At 32.4% G+C, this 20254-nt stretch carries 14 protein-coding genes; 13 read left to right on the top strand and 1 reads right to left on the bottom strand.

Features of this window, described 5'->3' with window-relative positions:
* Positions 1–9 precede the first annotated feature (9 nt).
* The gene (locus tag GSY47_RS20570) at positions 10–1491 is read left to right on the top strand and encodes a RagB/SusD family nutrient uptake outer membrane protein (protein WP_179007890.1); all 1482 of its coding nucleotides are present in this window, start codon (positions 10–12) and stop codon (positions 1489–1491) included.
* Positions 1492–1687: 196 nt separating this feature from the next.
* Here the strand turns inward: GSY47_RS20570 and GSY47_RS20575 are convergent, their stop codons facing one another.
* Entirely contained in the window at positions 1688–2590 is a 903-nt protein-coding gene (locus GSY47_RS20575; protein ID WP_091496414.1) for a DUF6607 family protein, read from the bottom strand.
* 105 nt (positions 2591–2695) lie between these two features.
* Here GSY47_RS20575 and GSY47_RS20580 point away from each other — a divergent pair, with 105 nt between their 5' ends.
* From GSY47_RS20580 to GSY47_RS20635, 12 genes are all read left to right on the top strand, one after another.
* Positions 2696–4810, top strand: a complete 2115-nt coding sequence (locus GSY47_RS20580) for a TonB-dependent receptor plug domain-containing protein (protein ID WP_179007892.1) — start codon at positions 2696–2698, stop codon at positions 4808–4810.
* Positions 4811–4828: 18 nt separating this feature from the next.
* Positions 4829–6253, top strand: coding sequence for an HmuY family protein (locus tag GSY47_RS20585; protein ID WP_179007894.1), 1425 nt, complete (start codon positions 4829–4831; stop codon positions 6251–6253).
* A 243-nt stretch (positions 6254–6496) separates the two neighbouring features.
* Positions 6497–8602 (top strand): hypothetical protein, encoded by a 2106-nt coding sequence (locus GSY47_RS20590; protein ID WP_179007896.1) that lies wholly within the window; start codon positions 6497–6499, stop codon positions 8600–8602.
* A gap of 225 nt (positions 8603–8827) precedes the next feature.
* Positions 8828–10306, top strand: coding sequence for an SGNH/GDSL hydrolase family protein (locus GSY47_RS20595; RefSeq protein ID WP_179007898.1), 1479 nt, complete (start codon positions 8828–8830; stop codon positions 10304–10306).
* Positions 10307–10395: 89 nt separating this feature from the next.
* Positions 10396–11724 carry a GDSL-type esterase/lipase family protein gene (locus tag GSY47_RS20600; RefSeq protein ID WP_246611367.1) on the top strand — a complete coding sequence of 443 codons (1329 nt, stop codon included), beginning with the start codon at positions 10396–10398 and terminating at the stop codon, positions 11722–11724.
* A gap of 1 nt (position 11725) precedes the next feature.
* Positions 11726–13408 (top strand): MBOAT family O-acyltransferase, encoded by a 1683-nt coding sequence (locus tag GSY47_RS20605; protein ID WP_219071521.1) that lies wholly within the window; start codon positions 11726–11728, stop codon positions 13406–13408.
* Between the two features lie 311 nt (positions 13409–13719).
* Positions 13720–15072, top strand: a complete 1353-nt coding sequence (gene ffh / locus GSY47_RS20610) for a signal recognition particle protein (protein ID WP_109190528.1) — start codon at positions 13720–13722, stop codon at positions 15070–15072.
* Between the two features lie 173 nt (positions 15073–15245).
* Positions 15246–16133, top strand: a complete 888-nt coding sequence (locus GSY47_RS20615) for a bifunctional 5,10-methylenetetrahydrofolate dehydrogenase/5,10-methenyltetrahydrofolate cyclohydrolase (RefSeq protein ID WP_179007902.1) — start codon at positions 15246–15248, stop codon at positions 16131–16133.
* A gap of 401 nt (positions 16134–16534) precedes the next feature.
* Positions 16535–17461, top strand: coding sequence for a magnesium transporter CorA family protein (locus GSY47_RS20620; RefSeq protein WP_179007904.1), 927 nt, complete (start codon positions 16535–16537; stop codon positions 17459–17461).
* Positions 17462–17863: 402 nt separating this feature from the next.
* Positions 17864–18478, top strand: coding sequence for a hypothetical protein (locus tag GSY47_RS20625; protein ID WP_091496400.1), 615 nt, complete (start codon positions 17864–17866; stop codon positions 18476–18478).
* A 4-nt stretch (positions 18479–18482) separates the two neighbouring features.
* Positions 18483–18773, top strand: coding sequence for a winged helix-turn-helix domain-containing protein (locus GSY47_RS20630; RefSeq protein WP_179007906.1), 291 nt, complete (start codon positions 18483–18485; stop codon positions 18771–18773).
* A 59-nt stretch (positions 18774–18832) separates the two neighbouring features.
* On the top strand, positions 18833–20131 hold the full coding sequence (locus GSY47_RS20635; protein WP_246611368.1) for a DUF4153 domain-containing protein: 1299 nt from the start codon (positions 18833–18835) through the stop codon (positions 20129–20131).
* The last annotated feature ends 123 nt before the right edge of the window (positions 20132–20254 follow it).

Below are 20254 nucleotides of genomic sequence, written 5' to 3' on the forward strand. Positions count from 1 at the left end.
GCAAAAAAAATGAAGAATTTAAATTTAATATTAGGGGTAATTACTGTATTTACATTCTTTGGGTGTAGCAGTGATTTTCTTGAAAGCCAGCCAACAGAGGTTGTTACAGATAGTAAAATAGCAGAAATAGTAAAGATTAAACCTGAGGCATTAAACGCAATTCTATCAGGGATTTATACTACAATGTATACTCCAGGAATGGGAGGTACTACCAGTCACGATGATTTTGGACAAAAAGGCTTTGATATCTATACTGACATGTTATGTTCAGATATGGTTTTAGCAGGAACTAATTATGGTTATTATACTGCAATTGTAAGATATCAATCAACTGTAAACTTTACAGACCTTAACAATTATAAACCATGGAGATATTATTACAGAGTGATTTTTTCGGCAAATCAAATTATTGAAGCTTTTGGAGGAAACGATGTAATTCCAGAAAATGAAGAAGGAAAACATATTCTAGGACAAGCTAAAGCATTAAGAGCTTATGGATATTTTTATTTAGCACAGTTATTTCAAAAAGGGTATAATGCTGATGAATTAATACTTCCAATTTATACAGATACAAAAGTACCTAATCAACCCAAAAGTGCGGCCTCAAAAGTTTATGATTTAATCATAAAAGATTTGACAGATTCTATTAGTTTATTAGAAACATATAATAGAGATAATAAAAGCAGTATTAATAAAGCTGTTGCTCAGGGATTGTTAGCTTATACATATGGTGCTCAAGGAAACTATCAGAAAGTTAGAGATATTACATCAGATATTATTGCTCAAAATAATTTTCCTCTAACAACAGAAAATCAATTAGTTGCTAAGTTGGATGGAACAGGTAAACTTACTAATCCTGAATCTGGATTTAACAATGTTGCTACACCAAGCTGGATGTGGGGAGTTGATTTAACAACAGCTACAGATTTGGATTTAATATCGTGGTGGGGACAAATTGATTATTATACTTATAGTTATGCTTACGCAGGAGATCCTAAAACTATGGATAGTGGACTTCAAAGTAAAATTACAGCTTCTGATATTAGAAAAGGGCAATTCAATTCAACGGGTCGACCTTTAGGTAAATTTTTTGACACAAATAGGGTGCCAGGAGGACAAAGAATTATTACCACGGATTATGTATATATGAGGATAGAAGAAATGTATCTTTTAAATGCTGAGGCTAAAGCAATGCTTGGTGATGATTTAGGGGCAAAAACTATTTTAAAACAGTTGTTTGCAATTAGGAAAGTAGACTCTGCATATTTAGATGCATTGTCGGGAACAGCACTTCAGAAAGAGATTTATCTTCAAACCCGAATAGAATTTTGGGGTGAAGGAAAAAGCTATTTAGCAATGAAGCGTAATAAAGCTACAACTACAAGGGGATCTAATCACTTATTCATGGCAGGAGAAAGTTTCCAATATGATGATCCTAGATTGACATTTGTAATTCCTCAAGCTGAGGTTTTAAATAATCCAGTTTTATAGTAATAAAGTTCTTAAATTGAGAAAACCGTTTGAAATTAATTTTCAGACGGTTTTTTTTAGTTTATGTAAGCTCTTAAATGAATACTTTTTGTTGAATTTAGATATTTTGTATTGTAAAAGATGGTAAAGCAATAAACTCAAAAAAAAAGGCCGGAAGTCTCAAAACTTCCGGCCTTTTTATAACAACTAATTCTAATTACTTAACAAATTTGTCAATGATTTTATCTGTTTCTGCTTTTGCAGTGTCTGGTTTTAAATCAAACAATAAAGAGTAAAGTGCTTTTCTGTCTACTTTAGCTTCTAAGTTTAAGTCTTTATGTCTGTCAAAAAGAGTCTGCCATTTATCGCGAACGTTTTTCCAAAGCGCATTGTTTGCTGCCCACCATTTTTGTCCAGCGATACATTTAGAATCATCTACTTTAGTATAAACGTCAAATCCTTTTTCTTGTGCTAACAAAACATCGTTTCCAGCATCGTCACGAACCAATTTGTCGTTATCTTGCTCATGATTCCATCCTGTAGCTGTGATTTCGTGAATGTTTCTTCTTTTTAAAACATTGTAATCGTTACGTTTTGTCTGCTCTCTTCTAGGAAGTGGAGCATCTGCAACGTTTGCCCAGTAATCTTTTCCGTCAACATGTACCCAAGTTGAAGAACCTTCATATCTTGGACTATCATCTACTTGATATACTTTTTGAGTCCACTGTCCTTTAACCGCTTTTTTGTCTAATTTTTTGTATTTCCAAGAATTTCCTTTGTCAAAAGAATATAAGTCTGTGTTTTCGTATAGCCAGTCTTGTCTCCAGTGTTTGATAATCATATCAGGGCTTACAATAAGCAAATGCTGCATCACAATTTTGTTAGGAGTATCTTCTAATAATTGTACCCATTCCAAAGCCGACTCGTGTTTTGTCTCAGATGGTTTGTAAGTAAGAGAGTCTTTTGGGTATGAGAATGTTTCGGTGAAATTAAATTTCACTTCATAACAACCGCACATTGATTTAATAGACTTAATATCTTGTTGTTTCTTGTCCTGACTAAAACCAAGACTGCATGTTAAAGCCAAAGCGGCTGACATTAAAAGACTTTTGGAAATCATAACTTATTGTTTTGTTTTTAAATTTTTTGCAAATATATAAATTTAATTTAGAACAATTAAAAATAATCATATATTTGCATCGATTATTAAGACTTAATAAAAATAATGAAAATTAAAATTACCTTTTTTGCTGTGCTGTTATTTAGTACTTATTCTTTTGCCCAGCAAAGAGATACTATAAACTCGCAGGAAAAATTATCAGAAGTTGTAGTTACAGGACAGTTTGAGCCTCAGTCAATTAAAAAGTCAGTTTTTAATGTTCGAGTGATTTCAAATAAGGATATTAAAAATTTGGCTGCTAATAATTTGTCTGATGTGTTAAATCAATATTTAAATATTACAGTTAGACCCAGTGGGACAAGTGGCAGATCTACTGTTTCTTTGTTTGGATTGGATGCTCAATATTTTAAAATCCTTGTTGATAATATTCCATTGGTAAATGAAGCGGGTTTAGGTAACAACATAGATTTATCTCAAATAAATCTTGATGATGTGGAGAGAATTGAAATTGTAGAAGGTTCAATGGGAGTGGTTTACGGAGCTAATGCAGTAAGCGGAGTTTTAAATATTATTACAAAGAAATCATCAACGCATAAATGGAATATTAATGTGGCTATTCAGGAAGAAACAATAAAAGATGAATATGCTCTCTTTGATAAAGGTCGTCATATACAATCATTAAGAGTTGCTCATACCATTAACGATAATTGGTTTGTTAGTGTTGGGGCTAATAGGAATGATTTTCAGGGTTTTTTAGATGGTAAAAACGGAAAGAATTATGATCTTAATGATCAGACTCGAGGATATAGATGGTTACCAAAAGAACAGTTAAACGGAAATGCTTTAATTGCTTACAATAAAGGTTCGTTTAAAGTTTTCTATAAGTTTGAATATTTAGATGAAGATGTCGATTATTATAATGCTACAGTACAATCAGGTTATAATCCAGTATTAGGATCCTATACATATGCTGATGATATGAGATATTTTACTAATAGATATTTTCACAATTTAAATGCAACGGGAAAACTTTTTACTAGATTAAACTATAATGTTTCTCTTTCTCATCAAAAGCAAGAGCGTGATGTTGAAAGTTTTAAATATTATTTTCAAAATAAAAATGAAAAAGAAAATACTACTGTAAAAGATCAGTCAATGGAAGTTCTTTATTCAACAGGGACTTTAAGTAACTTTTTTACAAATAAAAAATATGATCTTCAAATAGGTTATGAGTTTGTAAATAATCAGGGATATTCTTTAGTTCAGGAAGGAAATAATCTTTTTTATCCTGTTAGAAAAACGCTTGAGAATTATGATTTCTTTGCTTCTTCAGAAATTATGGCAACAGAAAGATTTTCAATTCGTCCAGGGTTAAGATTTTCTGCGCAGTCTAAATTCAAAGATCAATATGCATCTTCTCTTAATTTAAGATATTTGTTTGATTCTGGATTAGAATTAAGAGGTTCATATGGTTCATCTTTTAGAACTCCAACTTTCGAAGAATTATATTCAAAATTAATATTTGATGGACATTTTTTTGTGGGAAATGAAAATCTTATTCCAGAGACGAGCACTTCATTTGAAGCCAGTTTAAAAAAATCTTCTTTAATAGGTTCCGACTTAAATGTTGCTAACACATTTGCAGCAAGTTATCTGGATGTTAATGATAGAATTGATATGGCATTAACCCGATTTAATCCTGATACAGGAAATCCGGAATACCAATATATTAATATTAGTAAATACAAAATGTGGAATTTCTCTTCAATGAATCAATTTAGATATAGAGACTTAACATTTAATGTTGGTGTTGCAGTTGTTGGTGTTTCAAGGAAAATAGAAAATCAGGTATTTTCATCAGATGATAAATTTTTATACTCATTTAATATCAACAGTAGTGTTTCTTACTTTCTACAAAAATGGGGTACAATATTTTCAGCTTATTATAAATATAACGGAAAATCACAGCAGTTTATTGAAACATCCTCAGAGTATATTATATCTGATATTGATCCAAGCCATTGGCTAGATGCTAGTATTAGAAAATCATTTTTCAAGAATCAGCTTGATGTTACTTTAGGAGCCAGAAACATTTGTAATGTTACAAATGTAACCCAAACAAATACGAATCAGTCTGCGGGCCATGCGGGAGATTCACAAGTTATGCTTGCGTACGGAAGATCTTATTTTGTCAGACTTTCATATAATCTTAATCTTTAAACATAAACTAGAATACAAATGAAAAAACTATTATTTTTATCACTTTTCGTATTATCACTGGCATCTTGTTCAAGCGATGATAATAATACGGCTGAAGTTAATGGAGTGGCTTTTGCAACTACTTCATTGAATTTAACAGCTGTAGAAACCCCTGTTGTGATTAATTTTGCTGCAGCTACTGCTTCAGCTGGATCAGTAACAGTTACATATACTGAAACAGCAGTTGCTAATGGAATTGATTATACTACTTTGCCAGCATCTGCTGCTGGAAAAATTGTTGTGCCTTTTGAAAAAGGTGTTTCGTCAGTATCTTTTACTTTTAAGAAATTAAAAGAAGCTATCGAAGGAGAAGTAAAAAATGTTGTTTTTACAATTTCTACTAATAGTATCAATGCTATTTTGGGTGAAAATAAAACAGTACAAGTTAACTTTAATGAGACAGCTTACACAGGTGGTGTAGTATCTGCAAGTGTTGGTGGACCAAATCAGCCAAATCAGCTTTACCTTGATTTAAGTTCAGGTACATCTAAATCTGTAAATAGAGCTGCTTGGGATTTTGGATTCTATTCAGGAAGTGATTTTAGAGTTATAATAAATGGATCTCTTAAAATGGCTGTTAAAAAATTAGAAACATCAGATATTACTTTACCTCAGGAAATTGATGCTAACGTAACTGTAGGTGCAGGAACAACATTGGCTTCAAATGGTTTTGTTGATAACCCAACTGGAGTTTTAACTGGTGCAGGAGCGGGATTTGGTACTGCTATTGCTGAAATCTCAGCTACAGATGCTGATAACAAAGTATATCTTGTTAATATGGGAGCTTTGGTTAGTACTAAAGTTGCAGGAACAGGAGCAGTTGAAGTTGACGGGGATCCAAGAGGATGGAAAAAAGTTAGAATTTTAAGAAATGGTAGTGGATATAAAATTCAATATGCAGATTTAACTTCTACAACTTTTACAGAAAAAACAGTTTCTAAAGATACAGCTCTTAATTTTACATTCTTTAGTCTAACTTCAGGAAATACTGTTTCTGTTGAGCCAGAAAAAGCTAAATGGGATTTGAATTTTACAGTGTTTACTAACTATCTGAACATGGGTTCTGGTGAAGTAACTTATGGTTATTCTGACTTTATTACTACAAATTCAAGAGGAGGAGCTAAAGTGTATCAAGTTTTAGTTTCTACAGGAGGATCTTATGCAGATTTTACAAAAGCAAAAATTGTTGAAGATAGTTTTAAAGCTTCAGAAACAGACCAAAGGATAATAGGTGCAAACTGGAGAAATGGTGGTAGTCAAACAACATTGCCAAGTATTAGAACAGATCGTTTTTATGTTGTAAAAGATGCAGCAGGAAATTACTATAAAGTAAAATTCCTTACTATGCTTAATGAAGCAAGTGAAAGAGGAAATGTGACTTTGGAGTATGCTATGTTGAAATAAGAAATACTTAATTAACCTCGGATAATTTATTATTCGAGGTTAATTTTTAATCAATAATTAATTTTAACATGAAGAGAAATATTTTTGTTTTATTGTAAGTTTTGTTTTAAGTCCATGTAATTCAGATATGGGTCTAAGATAAAATTTATTGCATTAAATTTCTTAATTTAAAATCGAAATAATTATTTCATGTTAAAGTAATCAATCATAAATATGAAAATAAAATTACTATTATCAATATTGATGCTTTTTTGTACAAAGATAGCTTTTGCTCAAAACACAGTAACATATACCTCGTTAACTAACACTTTAAATATTAATTCTGGAGTTGAAGGAACCGTAGATGTTTTGGTGAATTGCTATGGATCTAGTAGTAATCCTATTTTTCTTGATGCATTGCAATCTTGTGGAAACAATGATGGGGTTATATCTTCGAGTTATACTAATGGAAGTATACTTACTCCAGGACAAAATACGACTATTAGATACAAATTTAAAAAAACTGTTGCTACAGATACACAGATAGTTTATAAGTTTTCTACAAATGGAAGCTGTTTTCAGGACGAAAGTAAAATGATTAAAATTACTGTTAATTATAAAGGAACATCAACAACAAATCCGACAAATCCACCTGGAAATATAGGTAATTCAATACGCCCTATGTATGGTGGTTCAATTGAAACTTATGTTGGTAGTGAACAAGCAGTATCGTTTATAGGGAGTGAACTGTCAGGTTATACTAACGAATGGCAAATACAAGACAATGTTTTAAATGGTGAATGGATTACAATACCTAATGAGACGGAACGGTATATTCACATACAAAATAGGACAAAGTCATTTTATGTAAGGAGAATTGTCAGAGCCTCAACAGGGAGTTATAATATAAGTAATGTACTTTTCTGCTATGTTTATCCAAGACTTGAAAATAATACGATTAATTTATCAGGTTCGGTAATTGAAGGAAGTACGCCAACAGGGGCGCGAAATGTATACGAATATAATTGGTATGCTTATATTTTAGAAGGCGAAGAACCTTTAATGATACAGGAAACAACTAAAAGTCTAACCATTCCAGCTAATGTTTATCAATTTATCGAAGATGCAGGGGCAGAAAAAGCTTTTATGTACAGAAGGGTAAAGGATGAATCGGGTAACGTAAGTGCTAATCAGTATTCTAACAGTAATGTTGTAACGATTTTTCGTTCCGAATCTCTACAAAATAATACAATTGCTATAAACGGATCTACTATTACAGGTAGTTTGCCATCAGGCGGAAATGGAACTTATGAATATGTTTGGAAATATACAAGTGAAGAGATAGGAACATTTGAGTTTGTAGGAGAGACAGGACAAAATTTAGTACTTCCTTCTTGGGTATATAATGCCAATTTACCTATTAATGTTTATCAAGGTGTAACAGTTACTAGAACTGTAAAATCTGGAAATCGTATTTCGTCGAGTAATATATTGACAATTCAACCTCTTCCAGGTATAGTAAATAATACAATTGCTATAAACGGATCTACTATTACAGGTAGTTTGCCATCTGGTGGAGATGGGACTTATGAGTATCTTTGGAAGTATACTAGTGAAGAAATAGGAACATTTGAATTTGTAGGAGAGACTGGGCAAAATTTAGTACTTCCTGCATGGGTATATAATCCTAATTATCCAATAAATGTTTATAATGGTATGACTGTTATCAGAGTTGTAAAATCTAGAAATGGAATGGTATCAAGTAATACGGTGACAATTCTACCTTATCCAGAAACAGTAAATAATACGATTGCAATAAACGGATCTACTATTACAGGTAGTTTGCCATCTGGTGGAGATGGAACTTATGAATATGTTTGGAAGTATACTAGTGAAGAAATAGGAACATTTGAATTTGTAGGAGAGACTGGGCAAAATTTAGTACTTCCTGCATGGGTGTATAATTCAAATTTGCCTATAAATGTTTATAATGGAATGACTGTTAACAGAGTAGTAAAATCTAGAAATAGACCTTCGTCAAGTAATGTATTAACTATTCCTTCTATGAAGAGTAATAGAATTGCTTCAAAAGAAATAAATAAGGAAAGTTTTGCTTCAGATTTAACAGTTTATCCAAACCCAACATCAGAATCGATAAACTTCGCAACCAATTTCACGACAGATAAAAATATTGAGATTATATTATATTCTGAAAAGTTAGGAAATGAAAAATCGGTTTATAAAGGAAAAGTTGCGCCAAACCAGGTAATAAACTGGAGTATTCCAACCAACTACCAAAAAGGAATTTATTTTTATAAAATCCTTTCAGAGAATAAAGAAGTAAAATCTGGAAAACTTATATTCAATTAAACAGCATCAATGATTTAGTTAATCACTAGCTTTGTTTTTTTTATTTTTTTTTTGATAAGGAGGTTAGAATTTTTCTAACCTCTTTTTTTATTTAGTTTCTTGTTAAAATGAATTAGAAACAAAATGTTATTCTATCTTTGCACAAATTTTTACTGTAATAAATTAACAATAACTTAATTGGTTTAATTTTTGAATGCAGTGTTTTATACTTTTATAATTATTTAGGTGAATACAAAATCTTATTTTTTTCAGTCTTTTTCGATCGTTGCTTTGGCATTGGTTGCTTTTATTGGATTTAAACAAATCCTTCCAGACAAAATATTTTCAGAAAGTAAGTTAGATTCTAAAAACATATTAATCGATAGTCTGCTTTTAGAATCTGTAGCTAAAGATTCGCTTGCTGCGGATGATGATAGTATAGCCACAAGTGAAAGAAATTTAAACAATAAGAAAATTGTTTTTGATGAAACTGAAGGGATTGAGTTTCCAGCCGAATCATTCGAAAATTATAAAGGATATCAATACCTGATTTCTTTCTATGAAAAATTATATCAGTTAGAGAAAAATCCGCAGAGCAAAGTCAGAATTGCTTATTATGGAGATTCTATGACCGATGGAGATTTGATCGTTCAGGATGTTCGTGCCAATTATCAGGAGCGTTTTGGTGGTAATGGAGTTGGCTTTGTTTCGATTACTTCAGAATCTGCTGCTTCAAGAGGTTCTGTAAAATCTACTTATTCTAAAAACTGGAAAACGCAATCGTATTTAAATGTCAAAAAACCGATCAGTCCTTTTGGAGTTAACGGACATGTGTTTTTTGCAAACGATGCATCAAACAACACTTGGGTTCAGTACGAAGCAGGATTGAATAAAAATTGTACCACTTTAGATAATGCTACTTTGTTTTACGGACGTTCGTCTAAAACAGGGAAAGTGAATTTTATTATCGGAAAAGATACCTTAAAGAAAAGTCTTTCACCAAATAGTTTAGTGAATACTTTAAAAGTTTCTTCGGGAAGTTTAAAGGCATTCAAAGCAAATTTTGTGCATGCCGATTCAATTCCGATTTACGGTTTCAATTTTGATAACGGAATAGGAGTTCACGTAGATAATTTTTCACAAAGAGGAAATTCAGGACTTCCAATTTCAATGTTCAATGCCGATGTGATGAGAGCATTTAATAACAATCTGAAATACGATTTAATTATTCTGCACTACGGAACAAACGTTTTGAATTACGGTACCAAAAATTATTCATGGTATGAAAAAGGAATGACAAAAACCGTAAACAAAATCAAAGAATCTTTTCCAGGAGTTTCGATATTAATTGTTTCTACAGCAGACAAATCGACTAAATATAATTTGGAAATGAAAACCGATTCGGCCGTTGTACCTTTAATGAAGGCGCAAAAACATTATGCTTTAGAAACAGAATCTGGATTTGTAAACTTATATACTTTAATGGGCGGTGACGGATCAATGATTAAATGGGTTGACGAAGCACCAGCGAAAGCTAATAAAGATTATACGCATTTTAACCAGCGAGGAGCAAAAGCTATCGGTAATTTGTTGTACGAACAGTTAAACAAAGGATACGAAGAATTTAAAACGCTCAGAGCAAAACGTGATGCAGAAGGAACTAAACCAAAACCAGTAAGAAGAGCCAGACCTGATTCCGTTTCAATAACAAAAGACAGTGTATGATGAATAAACTTATTGTGTTCTTTTGTTGCCTTTTTTTTACAACAAATGAAAAGCCACCAAAAGCTAATGTAGATCCAATACCCAAAAAAATGATTCAAAAAGTTGATACCGCAAAAGCGGAAGCTCCAATAGAGGGTCAAATTTATAATGCCCAAGTTTTAAAAAGCTTTTTTGAAAAACTGGAGCAGAACGAAAGCCAGAAAAACCAGAAAATCAATATCGTTCATATTGGCGATTCTCATATCCAAGGTGATTTAATGACCAATGAGATTAGAAAGAATTTGCAGCAAAGATTTGGAAATGCAGGAAGAGGTTTGGTGTTTCCGTATCAATTGGCAAAAACAAACGGATCTTACAACGAGCGTTTCAAATCAAATCGCGGTTGGGAAAGTTATAGAAATATCCTTCCGTTCAAAAGTAATCCCGTTGGTTTAAGCGGTATTGGACTTTGGAGAGATTCGGGCGGATTTGTAATGGAAATGAATGTAAAAGATCCCGCTTATAATTTCAATACCATAAAAATTATAACACCTCAGAATCAAGATATGTTTGATTTGGCAGTTTCTTCCAAGATTAACTCTATTCAAACAACAGAACGAAGAGTTATAACACACAAGATTAAAAAAGGAGAAGTTCTGGGGACGATTGCTGATAAATACAATGTTTCTGTTGCTGAAATTAAAAGAGACAATCGTTTAAAATCGAATAATATTCGCGCTGGACGAACTTTAAAAATTGCAACAAACGAAACAAGGCCAAAGACCATTTCAATGTCGGAATTTGTGCCTTTAACAATCGAGTCGGATTCCTTTTCACATTATTATAATTCGGATAATGCTTTAAGTCGAATTTTCTTGATTCCGAATAAAGAAGCTTCTAATTATGAATTAAATGGATTGGTTTTAGAAAAAGATGCTTCAGGAGTTATCTACAGCAGTATTGGAGTAAATGGTGCCAAATATTCGGATTACAATAAATATCCTTTGTTTTTTGAACAATTAAAAGCTTTGCACCCCGATTTACTTATCTTTTCATTAGGAACAAATGAAAGTTATGATCATCTGGATGCTTCAAGTTATATTAAAGAATTGCGAGATTTTATTAGTAATATAAAAGCTCAGAAAATAGATGTGCCGATAATAGTGATGACACCGGCGCCATCTTTATTAAGAAGAAAACCGAATTATTATATTAGTGATTATGCAAAGCAGATTATTGATACAGCTCAAAAAGACGGTTTTGCAGTCTGGGATTTATATGATGAATTTGGAGGTATGAGTGGCATCAAACAATTAAAAGTACAAGGATTAATTGGGCCGGATTGGGTTCATTATTCCAAAAAAGGATATGAGAAACAAGGAAACTTGTTTACACAGGCGTTTTTTAAAACATACGATAATTTTAAATTAAAGAATTAAGTTGACAACAATAGATAGCATTAATAATTGGTTCATTCAAAATTTTGGTGCAATTACAACAGAACAAGTTGAAAGCTGGTTTGTTTATAATCCAGACGAAAAACTTTTATTCAATACCGGATTATTTCTTGGTTTATTTTTGGTTTTCTATTTTGTGTATGGTTTTCTACGCAAAACATTTTATTTGAGATTAACGTATGTTATTCTGTTCTCGCTTTTCTTTTATTATAAATCGAGTGGGATTTATTTTCTGTTATTATTGCTTTCATCTGTTGTAGACTATGGTTTGAGCCAAATTATTTACCGAGAAAGTAGAGACGGTGTTAAAAGATTATATCTCGTTATAAGCGTAATTTTGAATCTAGCACTTTTGGGCTATTTCAAATACATGAACTTTTTGATTGTGACTTACAACGACATGTTTCATGGTAATTTTGCACTGCATAATGTTTTTCTTCCTGTTGGAATTTCGTTTTATACTTTCCAGTCTATGAGTTATATCATTGAGATTTACAGAGAAGAAATTAAACCAACCAAAAATTACATTGAATATTTATTCTTTGTTTCGTTTTTCCCTCAGTTAGTTGCCGGGCCAATTGTGCGTGCGAAGGATTTTCTTCCTCAGATCTATCAAAAATTAAATTTGACAAAGCAGGATGTTAACAATGCTTTGTTCTTAATTATTGGAGGTTTAATTAAGAAAACGGTAATTTCAAACTATATTTCGGTAAACTTTGTGGATCGTGTTTTTGATACACCATTAAGTTATACTTCTTTTGAGAATTTAATGGCTTCGTACGGATATGCTATTCAAATTTATTGTGATTTCTCAGGATATTCAGATATGGCAATTGGTATAGCATTGTTACTAGGATTCAAATTACCAGTCAATTTTAGAACACCATATAAATCAACATCAATTACCGATTTCTGGAGAAGATGGCATATTTCACTTTCCACTTGGTTAAAAGACTTTTTATATATTTCAATTGGAGGAAATCGTCAAGGATCTTTCGCAGGATATTTATTTCCGAGTTTATTTTTCTTTGGTTTATTGCTTTGGGGAATTTCAAAATATAATGAAAGTGTAATTCCGTTGATTGTTGCCGGAAGCAGTATTTTGGTTTTCTGTCTGTCGTTTTTACTTTCAAGCAAAATAAAACAGACTTTAGTAACCAATTTTAATTTGTTTACCACTATGCTTTTAGGAGGTTTGTGGCATGGAGCAGGAGCACAATTTATTGTTTGGGGAGCTTTGCACGGATTAGCATTAGCAATCCATAAAATTTTCATGGAATTCTTTCCTTCTAAGAAAGATAAGAAACCTAATTTCTTATGGAGATTTTTCTCCATCCTAATTACATTTCACTTCGTAGTTTTCTGCTGGATCTTCTTCCGTGCTAGAGATTTCGAAACAGCATTGCAGGTAATTAATAATATCGGACAATTAACATTCGAACCAGAACTTTGGAAAACAATTGTTCTTGGATATAAAAATGTATTCGGATTAATGTTATTCGGTTATGTTTGGCATTTCTTACCTGAAACATTCACAAACGGAATGAAATCGGTTTTTGACAAAACTCCATTATTAATAAAAGCAATAATCTTAGGATTTGTTTATTGGATTGTTTACGCAACAGCAGTGGCAGGTTCACAGCCGTTTATTTATTTTCAATTCTAAGAAGATATAGCCACGAAGACACTAAGGCGCAAAGATTTTACTCTTTTGCGCTTTTTTTGTTTTACCACTAAGGCGCAAAACTTTTTTTCTCTCGCAGATTTAGCTGATTTTGCAGATTATTTTTATTTTAAAAATAAAAAATCTGTTTTGATCTGCTAAATCTGCGAGAGAAAAAATAATTCGGGAAATTAGTGTAATTCGTGGTAAAAAACTTTGCGTCTTAGTGCCTTCGTGGCAAAAAAAGCGTATAAATAAAAATTGCCTGAAATATCTAATTAGATTATCTTTGCACTTCAAATAAAGAAAATAGTATGTTTGATAATTTAAGTGATAAGTTAGATAAAGCGTTCCATATATTAAAAGGACACGGTAAAATTACAGAAGTAAACGTTGCCGATACCTTAAAAGAAGTTCGTCGTGCCTTACTTGATGCCGACGTTAACTTTAAAATTGCTAAAGATTTTACTGCCAGAGTAAAAGACAAAGCCATTGGACAGGACGTATTGACAACCTTACAGCCAGGACAATTATTAGTCAAACTGGTAAAAGATGAGTTGACAGAATTAATGGGTGGAGATGTTGCTGGTGTTAATTTATCAGGAAATCCAACTGTTATTTTGATGTCAGGACTTCAGGGTTCTGGTAAAACTACTTTCTCAGGAAAATTAGCCAACTTCTTAAAAACAAAGAAAAACAAGAAACCACTTCTTGTAGCTTGTGATATCTACCGTCCGGCGGCGATTAATCAGTTGCATGTTGTGGGAGACCAAATAGGTGTAGAGGTTTACTCAGAGCCAGAAAATAAAAATCCTGTAGAGATTGCTCAAAACGCAATCAAACACGCTAAAGCAAACGGATTCAATGTTGTAATTGTCGATACAGCAGGACGTTTAGCAGTTGATCAGGAAATGATGGATGAAATTGCACGTGTTCACAAAGCAATTCAGCCACAGGAAACATTGTTCGTTGTCGATTCTATGACAGGACAAGATGCTGTAAACACAGCAAAAGCTTTCAACGATATCTTGAATTTTGATGGAGTTATCTTAACGAAATTAGATGGTGATACTCGTGGTGGAGCAGCGCTTTCAATCAAATCGATTGTAAACAAACCAATCAAATTTGTTGGTACTGGAGAAAAAATGGAAGCAATTGATGTTTTCTATCCAGAACGTATGGCAGAGCGTATCTTAGGAATGGGAGACGTTGTGTCTCTTGTTGAAAGAGCTCAAGAACAATTTGACGAAGAAGAAGCAAGAAAACTTCAAAAGAAAATCGCTAAAAACGAATTCGGTTTTGATGACTTCTTAACTCAGATTCAACAAGTGAAAAAAATGGGTAATATGAAAGACTTGGTAGGAATGATACCAGGAGCTTCAAAAGCCATGAAAGATGTAGAAATCGAAGATGATGCCTTCAAACATATCGAAGCGATTATTTATTCGATGACGCCAGCCGAAAGAAGCAAACCAGCCATTATCGACGTAAAAAGAAAAGCCAGAATCGCTAAAGGTTCCGGAACTAAAGTCGAGCAGGTAAATCAGCTGATGAAACAGTTTGACCAAATGAGTAAGATGATGAAGATGATGCAGGGCCCAGGCGGAAAAAATCTGATGAAAATGATGGGAGGTATGAAAGGAATGCCAGGAGGAATGCCGAGATAATAAAATTAAAAGTTTCAAGTTTAAGGTTTCAAGTTAAGAAACCAAAACTTGAAACTTTTTTCGATAAATAAATACAGTTTCGTTTCAACGTGACCCGAGGCTAAAAGCCGAATTGGCGCAGCAAACTTGAAACTTTAAACTTGAAATAAAAAGATAAACCTGAAACAAAAACAATGCAGCTACTAGACGGTAAAAAAACATCTAACGACATTAAAAACGAAATTGCAGCCGAAGTTCAATCTATAAAAGCAGCTGGAGGAAAAGTGCCTCATTTAGCAGCGGTTTTAGTTGGAAATAATGGAGCAAGTTTAACTTACGTAGGAAGTAAAGTAAAATCTTGTCAGGAAATCGGATTTGATTCTACTTTAGTAAGTCTGCCGGAAACAATTACTGAAGACGAACTGCTTGCTAAGATTAAAGAATTAAACGAAGATGATAATCTAGACGGGTATATTGTGCAGTTACCGTTGCCAAAACACATCGACGAACAGAAAATCTTATTAGCAATCGATCCTGAAAAAGATGTTGATGGTTTTCATCCAACAAACTTTGGTAGAATGGCGCTTGAAATGGAAAGTTTTATTCCAGCAACACCATTCGGAATTATGGAATTGTTAGAGCGTTATAAAGTAGAAACTTCAGGAAAACATACCGTTGTAATTGGAAGAAGCCATATCGTGGGACGTCCAATGAGTATTTTAATGAGCCGTAAAGGAAATCCGGGAGATTCTACAGTTACTTTGACTCACAGTCGCACTAAAGACTTGGCAGAATTCACTAAAAATGCTGATATCATTATTACAGCTTTAGGTGTTCCAGAATTCTTAAAAGCAGATATGGTAAAAGAAGGAGTAACCGTTATCGATGTTGGTATTACTCGAGTAGAAGATGCATCAAATGCAAAAGGATATGTTATCAAAGGTGACGTTGATTTTGACGGAGTAAGTAAAAAAGCATCATTCATTACGCCAGTTCCAGGTGGAGTAGGGCCAATGACAATTGCAATGTTACTTAAAAACACACTTTTAGCGCGTAAAATGAGAAGCGCAAGAAATAAATAATTTCTTTTTCAAAATACTATGAAAGCCTGTTCAATTGAGCAGGCTTTTTTTTGTTGTATAAATTTTTGAAACACATAGAAACATAGAATTAATTTTCCGTAAAAGAATATAAAAGAGAAACTAGTTTCTCTCACATAGCTAAAGTATCTATGTTTTTTACAATAAGTGAAGCGCCTTTTTACAGTAACAAATATCTATGCCTCTATGTGTTTAAAAAAACTTCCCAAACGGCCATTTTAATATATTATTAATACTTTAAAGTTTTGGTTCTTAAAAATAAAGGATACTTTTGCACCACTTAAAAAACACTTCTCCAAATGGACGATTATTATTATTCGTTAGTATTAAATTAAGCAGCTTTTGAAATTTCAAAATGCTGCGTTAAAACCCTGTATTTTGAAATGAAAGCCTTTTACACCAACAACAACGGATTAGTAGAAATCCAAAAATGGACTTCAAATTGCTGGATTCACATCGAATCTCCAACAGAATCAGATAAAAATTACTTATTAGAAGAACTTCAGGTTCCTGAAGCCTTTTACAATGATATAGAGGATATCGACGAAAGACCTCGTATCGAAATCGAAGACGGCTGGACTTTGATTATTATGCGTATTCCTATAAAAAGCGGCGATGTGAAAATCCCTTTCCATACCGTGCCTCTTGGAATCATTTTTAAAGAGGATATCTGCGTTACAATCAGTTTTTATAAAACAGAGATAATCAAAGATTTTGTAGCTTATTCACAGCGCAAAAACATCGAGATAGAAGATAATTTCAATTTGGTTTTACGATTGCTTTTATCATCAAGCGTTTGGTATTTGAAATATCTAAAACAAATCAATCATAAAATAAAACTTGCAGAAGATAATTTGGAGAAATCCATTAAAAATGAAGAATTACAAGCTTTGCTTCAAATCGAAAAATGTTTTGTGTTTTTCATCACTTCTCTAAAAGCAAATGATGTTTTGTTCCAAAGAATCAAAAATCTAAAAGCACATAAAGCTAATTATGATCCAGAATTATTAGAAGATGTTGAAATCGAATTAAATCAGGCGCAGGATACTGCCAATATTTACAACAACATCTTAACTGGAATGATGGACGCTTACGCCTCTGTAATCTCCAATAATATGAACAATATTATGAAACAGATGACTTCTATTTCTATCATATTAATGATTCCAACTCTTATCGCCAGTTTGTACGGAATGAACGTCCCAAACGGATTAGAAGAAAGTAAATACGGAATCTGGATTCTACTCTTAGTTTCTATAATTCTATCCACTTTTGGAGTCTTTTTATTCAAAAGAAGAAGATGGTTCTAAAACTTAAATAATTCAAAAGCCTTTTCGTTATGATTGGGCTTTTCAGTTTTTATAATTTGGGCGTGACCATGTTTGCAAAAAGGCGCTTCCAATCTTTGTGCGTATGTGCGCCTTTCTGCAAACACGGTCGGGCTATCCATGCTACTTTGGTAGCTTATTCCTATCCCTCACGCGGTCTCATGTAATAAGAAATTCTCATTCCTGCAAGGTTTTCAAAACCTTGTAGGTATATTTAGGAAGTTAAAGTAAAAGACGATTTTAGTTTTTGATTCAAGTTCAGCTTTAAACCTACAAGATTTTGAAAACCTTTCAGGAGTTTGGATTACTTTCATAAATATTTTTTACTTTTTTATTTGCTATTCCAAAATAAATAATAACTTTGTAGCGCAAAGTACTTTAATTATGAATCAAAAGCACCAAGAAGATTTAGCACATATTCGTTCCATGATGGAGCGCTCTTCCAGATTTATATCGTTAAGCGGACTTTCGGGAGTTTTCGCGGGTCTTTCGGCTTTAATTGGTGGCATATATGTTTACCAGCTTTTTAAAGCGAATGGGATGGATTATCTAAGTGATGAACATAGATTGTATTCAGCTAATCTGGTAACCGAATTATTTTGGATTGGAATCATAATTATGACGTGTGCATTTGTATTCGGAATCTTTTTTACCATCAGAAAAAGTAGAAAATATAATTTGCCAATCTGGACATCAGCTACAAAAAAGATGCTGTTTAATCTGGCAGTTCCGCTTTTTGCAGGTGGAATATTTTGTCTTGCTTTAATGTATCACGGATATTTTGGATTAGTAGCACCTTCAACATTAATATTTTACGGACTTGCTGTTCTAAATGCAGAAAAATATACTTTTTCTGATATCAAGTATTTAGGCTTTTCTGAATTAATTTTAGGACTTATTTCTATGTTCTATATTGGATATGGTTTGATTTTTTGGATTTTAGGATTCGGAATTCTACATATTTTATATGGTTTAGTAATGTTCAAAAAATACAAATAATTGAATGGGAATTATTGACAAACTAAATAAAGATTTCGAAAGCCGTGTTAGATTGGGTATTATGTCCATTCTAATGGTTAATGACTGGGTAGATTTTACCGAGATGAAGACGCTTTTGAATATCACAGATGGAAATTTGGCAAGTCATTCCTCTGCACTGGAGAAATCCGAATATATTGAAATTAAAAAGGAATTTGTGGGTAAAAAGCCAAAAACATCTTATCAGGTAACACCGCTTGGCCGCGCGGCGTTTAAAGAACACCTTTCTTATCTCGAAAAATTAATGAAATCTTAGAAACTAAAATTTTTTATCTAAAAACTTTGAATTACAAAGTACTTTTAAAAATTAAAATCATGAAAAAACATCAAATTATTTTGGCTTGTACAGTAGTTTTTGCGCTACTTTTTTACAATGAAGGTCCTGGAATCAATATTTCTATTTTTGGAGTAGTGTTGACGTTGTTAGTTAGTTATTTCTTTCAGGAAAAACTGGTGGACAGGTCGCATCTTATTTTGGTTATGACGTCTATTTTATCTTGCTTTGCTTTTGCTTGGTATGGAGATGCAGCATCGTTTTTTTCTTTAGCCTTATCCATTTTGTTTTTACAATTTAAAACACAAGACGACGGACTTAAAATCATACAGATTTTTCCATTAATAATATTAAATGGATTTACATCGATAGGGAGGATTTTTATTTTCAGCCAATGGCTTCCTGAGCGAAAAATTCATAATGATTTTGCTAAGAAACTCGTAGCCTTTGTGTTGATTCCAGTACTATTTCTAGGATTGTTTTTCATTGTTTACTCTTTCGGAAGCAATCATTTCTCTTCATTATTTACAGATTACACTTTAGATATTGATATTTTCCAGTTGGTGTTAATCAGCATACTTGGATTTTATATTTCATTTAGTTTTTGGAATTACTGGGTTCCAGATGCTTGTTACGAATTCAATCCAAAATTGAAAAATGACTTCACTAATATCTCTGAACTAAAAAATCAAAGCACATTTACATTTCTTGATCTAGACTTCGAAAGAAAAAGTGGTGAAATCACATTGTTTCTTTTAAACATTATGCTTTTGGTTTTTATTGGAACTTATAACTACGAACAATTCTTTGAAGTTGTCGAAAAAAGCAATTTAAGCGCTGATATACATGAAAGAGTAAACGCAGTAATTTTCTCTATTTTAATGGCGGTAGGCGTAATTCTATTTTATTTTAAAGGTGGATTTAATTTTGATGAGAAAGCAAAAACGTTAAAAAACTTAGCTAAAATATGGCTTACATTAAATGTAGTTTTAATTATAAGTGCAATTATAAAAAATACCGAATATGTTTCATTTTATGGCTTGACATACAAGCGTCTAGGAGTTTATGCCTTTTTAATCTTGTCTATTGTAGGATTGATAATTTCATTTCAGAAAATCAGAAAACAGAAAACCAATGCTTATCTTTTTAACCAAATGGTTTGGTATTTCTATGGAACGATTCTTTTGTGCAGTTATGTGAATTGGGGGAATATAGTAACCACTTATAATATCTCTGTAAACAAAGGAGTAGAACCCGTTTTTCTAAGTGGATTAAATTTTAATGATGATGCTCGAAGAGACTATTTTGAAAAAAAACAATCTCGATGGAAAGAATTCTGAAATTATGAGAGAAGAATTGATTGCAAATTATCAAACGGCAGGATTTTTATCTAAAGCTTTGTATTATGAATTTTTAGATAAGAAAAAGTAAGTAAACAAAAAGTCCCATTTTAAATTATAAAT

This window comes from Flavobacterium quisquiliarum (assembly GCF_019308285.1).
Classification (GTDB): Bacteria; Bacteroidota; Bacteroidia; order Flavobacteriales; family Flavobacteriaceae; genus Flavobacterium; species Flavobacterium quisquiliarum.

Bases quoted from the DNA above. Each gene is read 5' to 3' on its own strand.
- GSY47_RS20570 (WP_179007890.1), top strand. From the start codon at position 10: ATGAAGAATTTAAATTTAATATTAGGGGTAATTACTGTATTTACATTC.
- GSY47_RS20575 (WP_091496414.1), bottom strand. From the start codon at position 2,590: ATGATTTCCAAAAGTCTTTTAATGTCAGCCGCTTTGGCTTTAACATGC.
- GSY47_RS20580 (WP_179007892.1), top strand. From the start codon at position 2,696: ATGAAAATTAAAATTACCTTTTTTGCTGTGCTGTTATTTAGTACTTAT.
- GSY47_RS20585 (WP_179007894.1), top strand. From the start codon at position 4,829: ATGAAAAAACTATTATTTTTATCACTTTTCGTATTATCACTGGCATCT.
- GSY47_RS20590 (WP_179007896.1), top strand. From the start codon at position 6,497: ATGCTTTTTTGTACAAAGATAGCTTTTGCTCAAAACACAGTAACATAT.
- GSY47_RS20600 (WP_246611367.1), top strand. From the start codon at position 10,396: ATGATTCAAAAAGTTGATACCGCAAAAGCGGAAGCTCCAATAGAGGGT.
- ffh (WP_109190528.1), top strand. From the start codon at position 13,720: ATGTTTGATAATTTAAGTGATAAGTTAGATAAAGCGTTCCATATATTA.
- GSY47_RS20615 (WP_179007902.1), top strand. From the start codon at position 15,246: ATGCAGCTACTAGACGGTAAAAAAACATCTAACGACATTAAAAACGAA.
- GSY47_RS20620 (WP_179007904.1), top strand. From the start codon at position 16,535: ATGAAAGCCTTTTACACCAACAACAACGGATTAGTAGAAATCCAAAAA.
- GSY47_RS20625 (WP_091496400.1), top strand. From the start codon at position 17,864: ATGAATCAAAAGCACCAAGAAGATTTAGCACATATTCGTTCCATGATG.
- GSY47_RS20630 (WP_179007906.1), top strand. From the start codon at position 18,483: ATGGGAATTATTGACAAACTAAATAAAGATTTCGAAAGCCGTGTTAGA.
- GSY47_RS20635 (WP_246611368.1), top strand. From the start codon at position 18,833: ATGAAAAAACATCAAATTATTTTGGCTTGTACAGTAGTTTTTGCGCTA.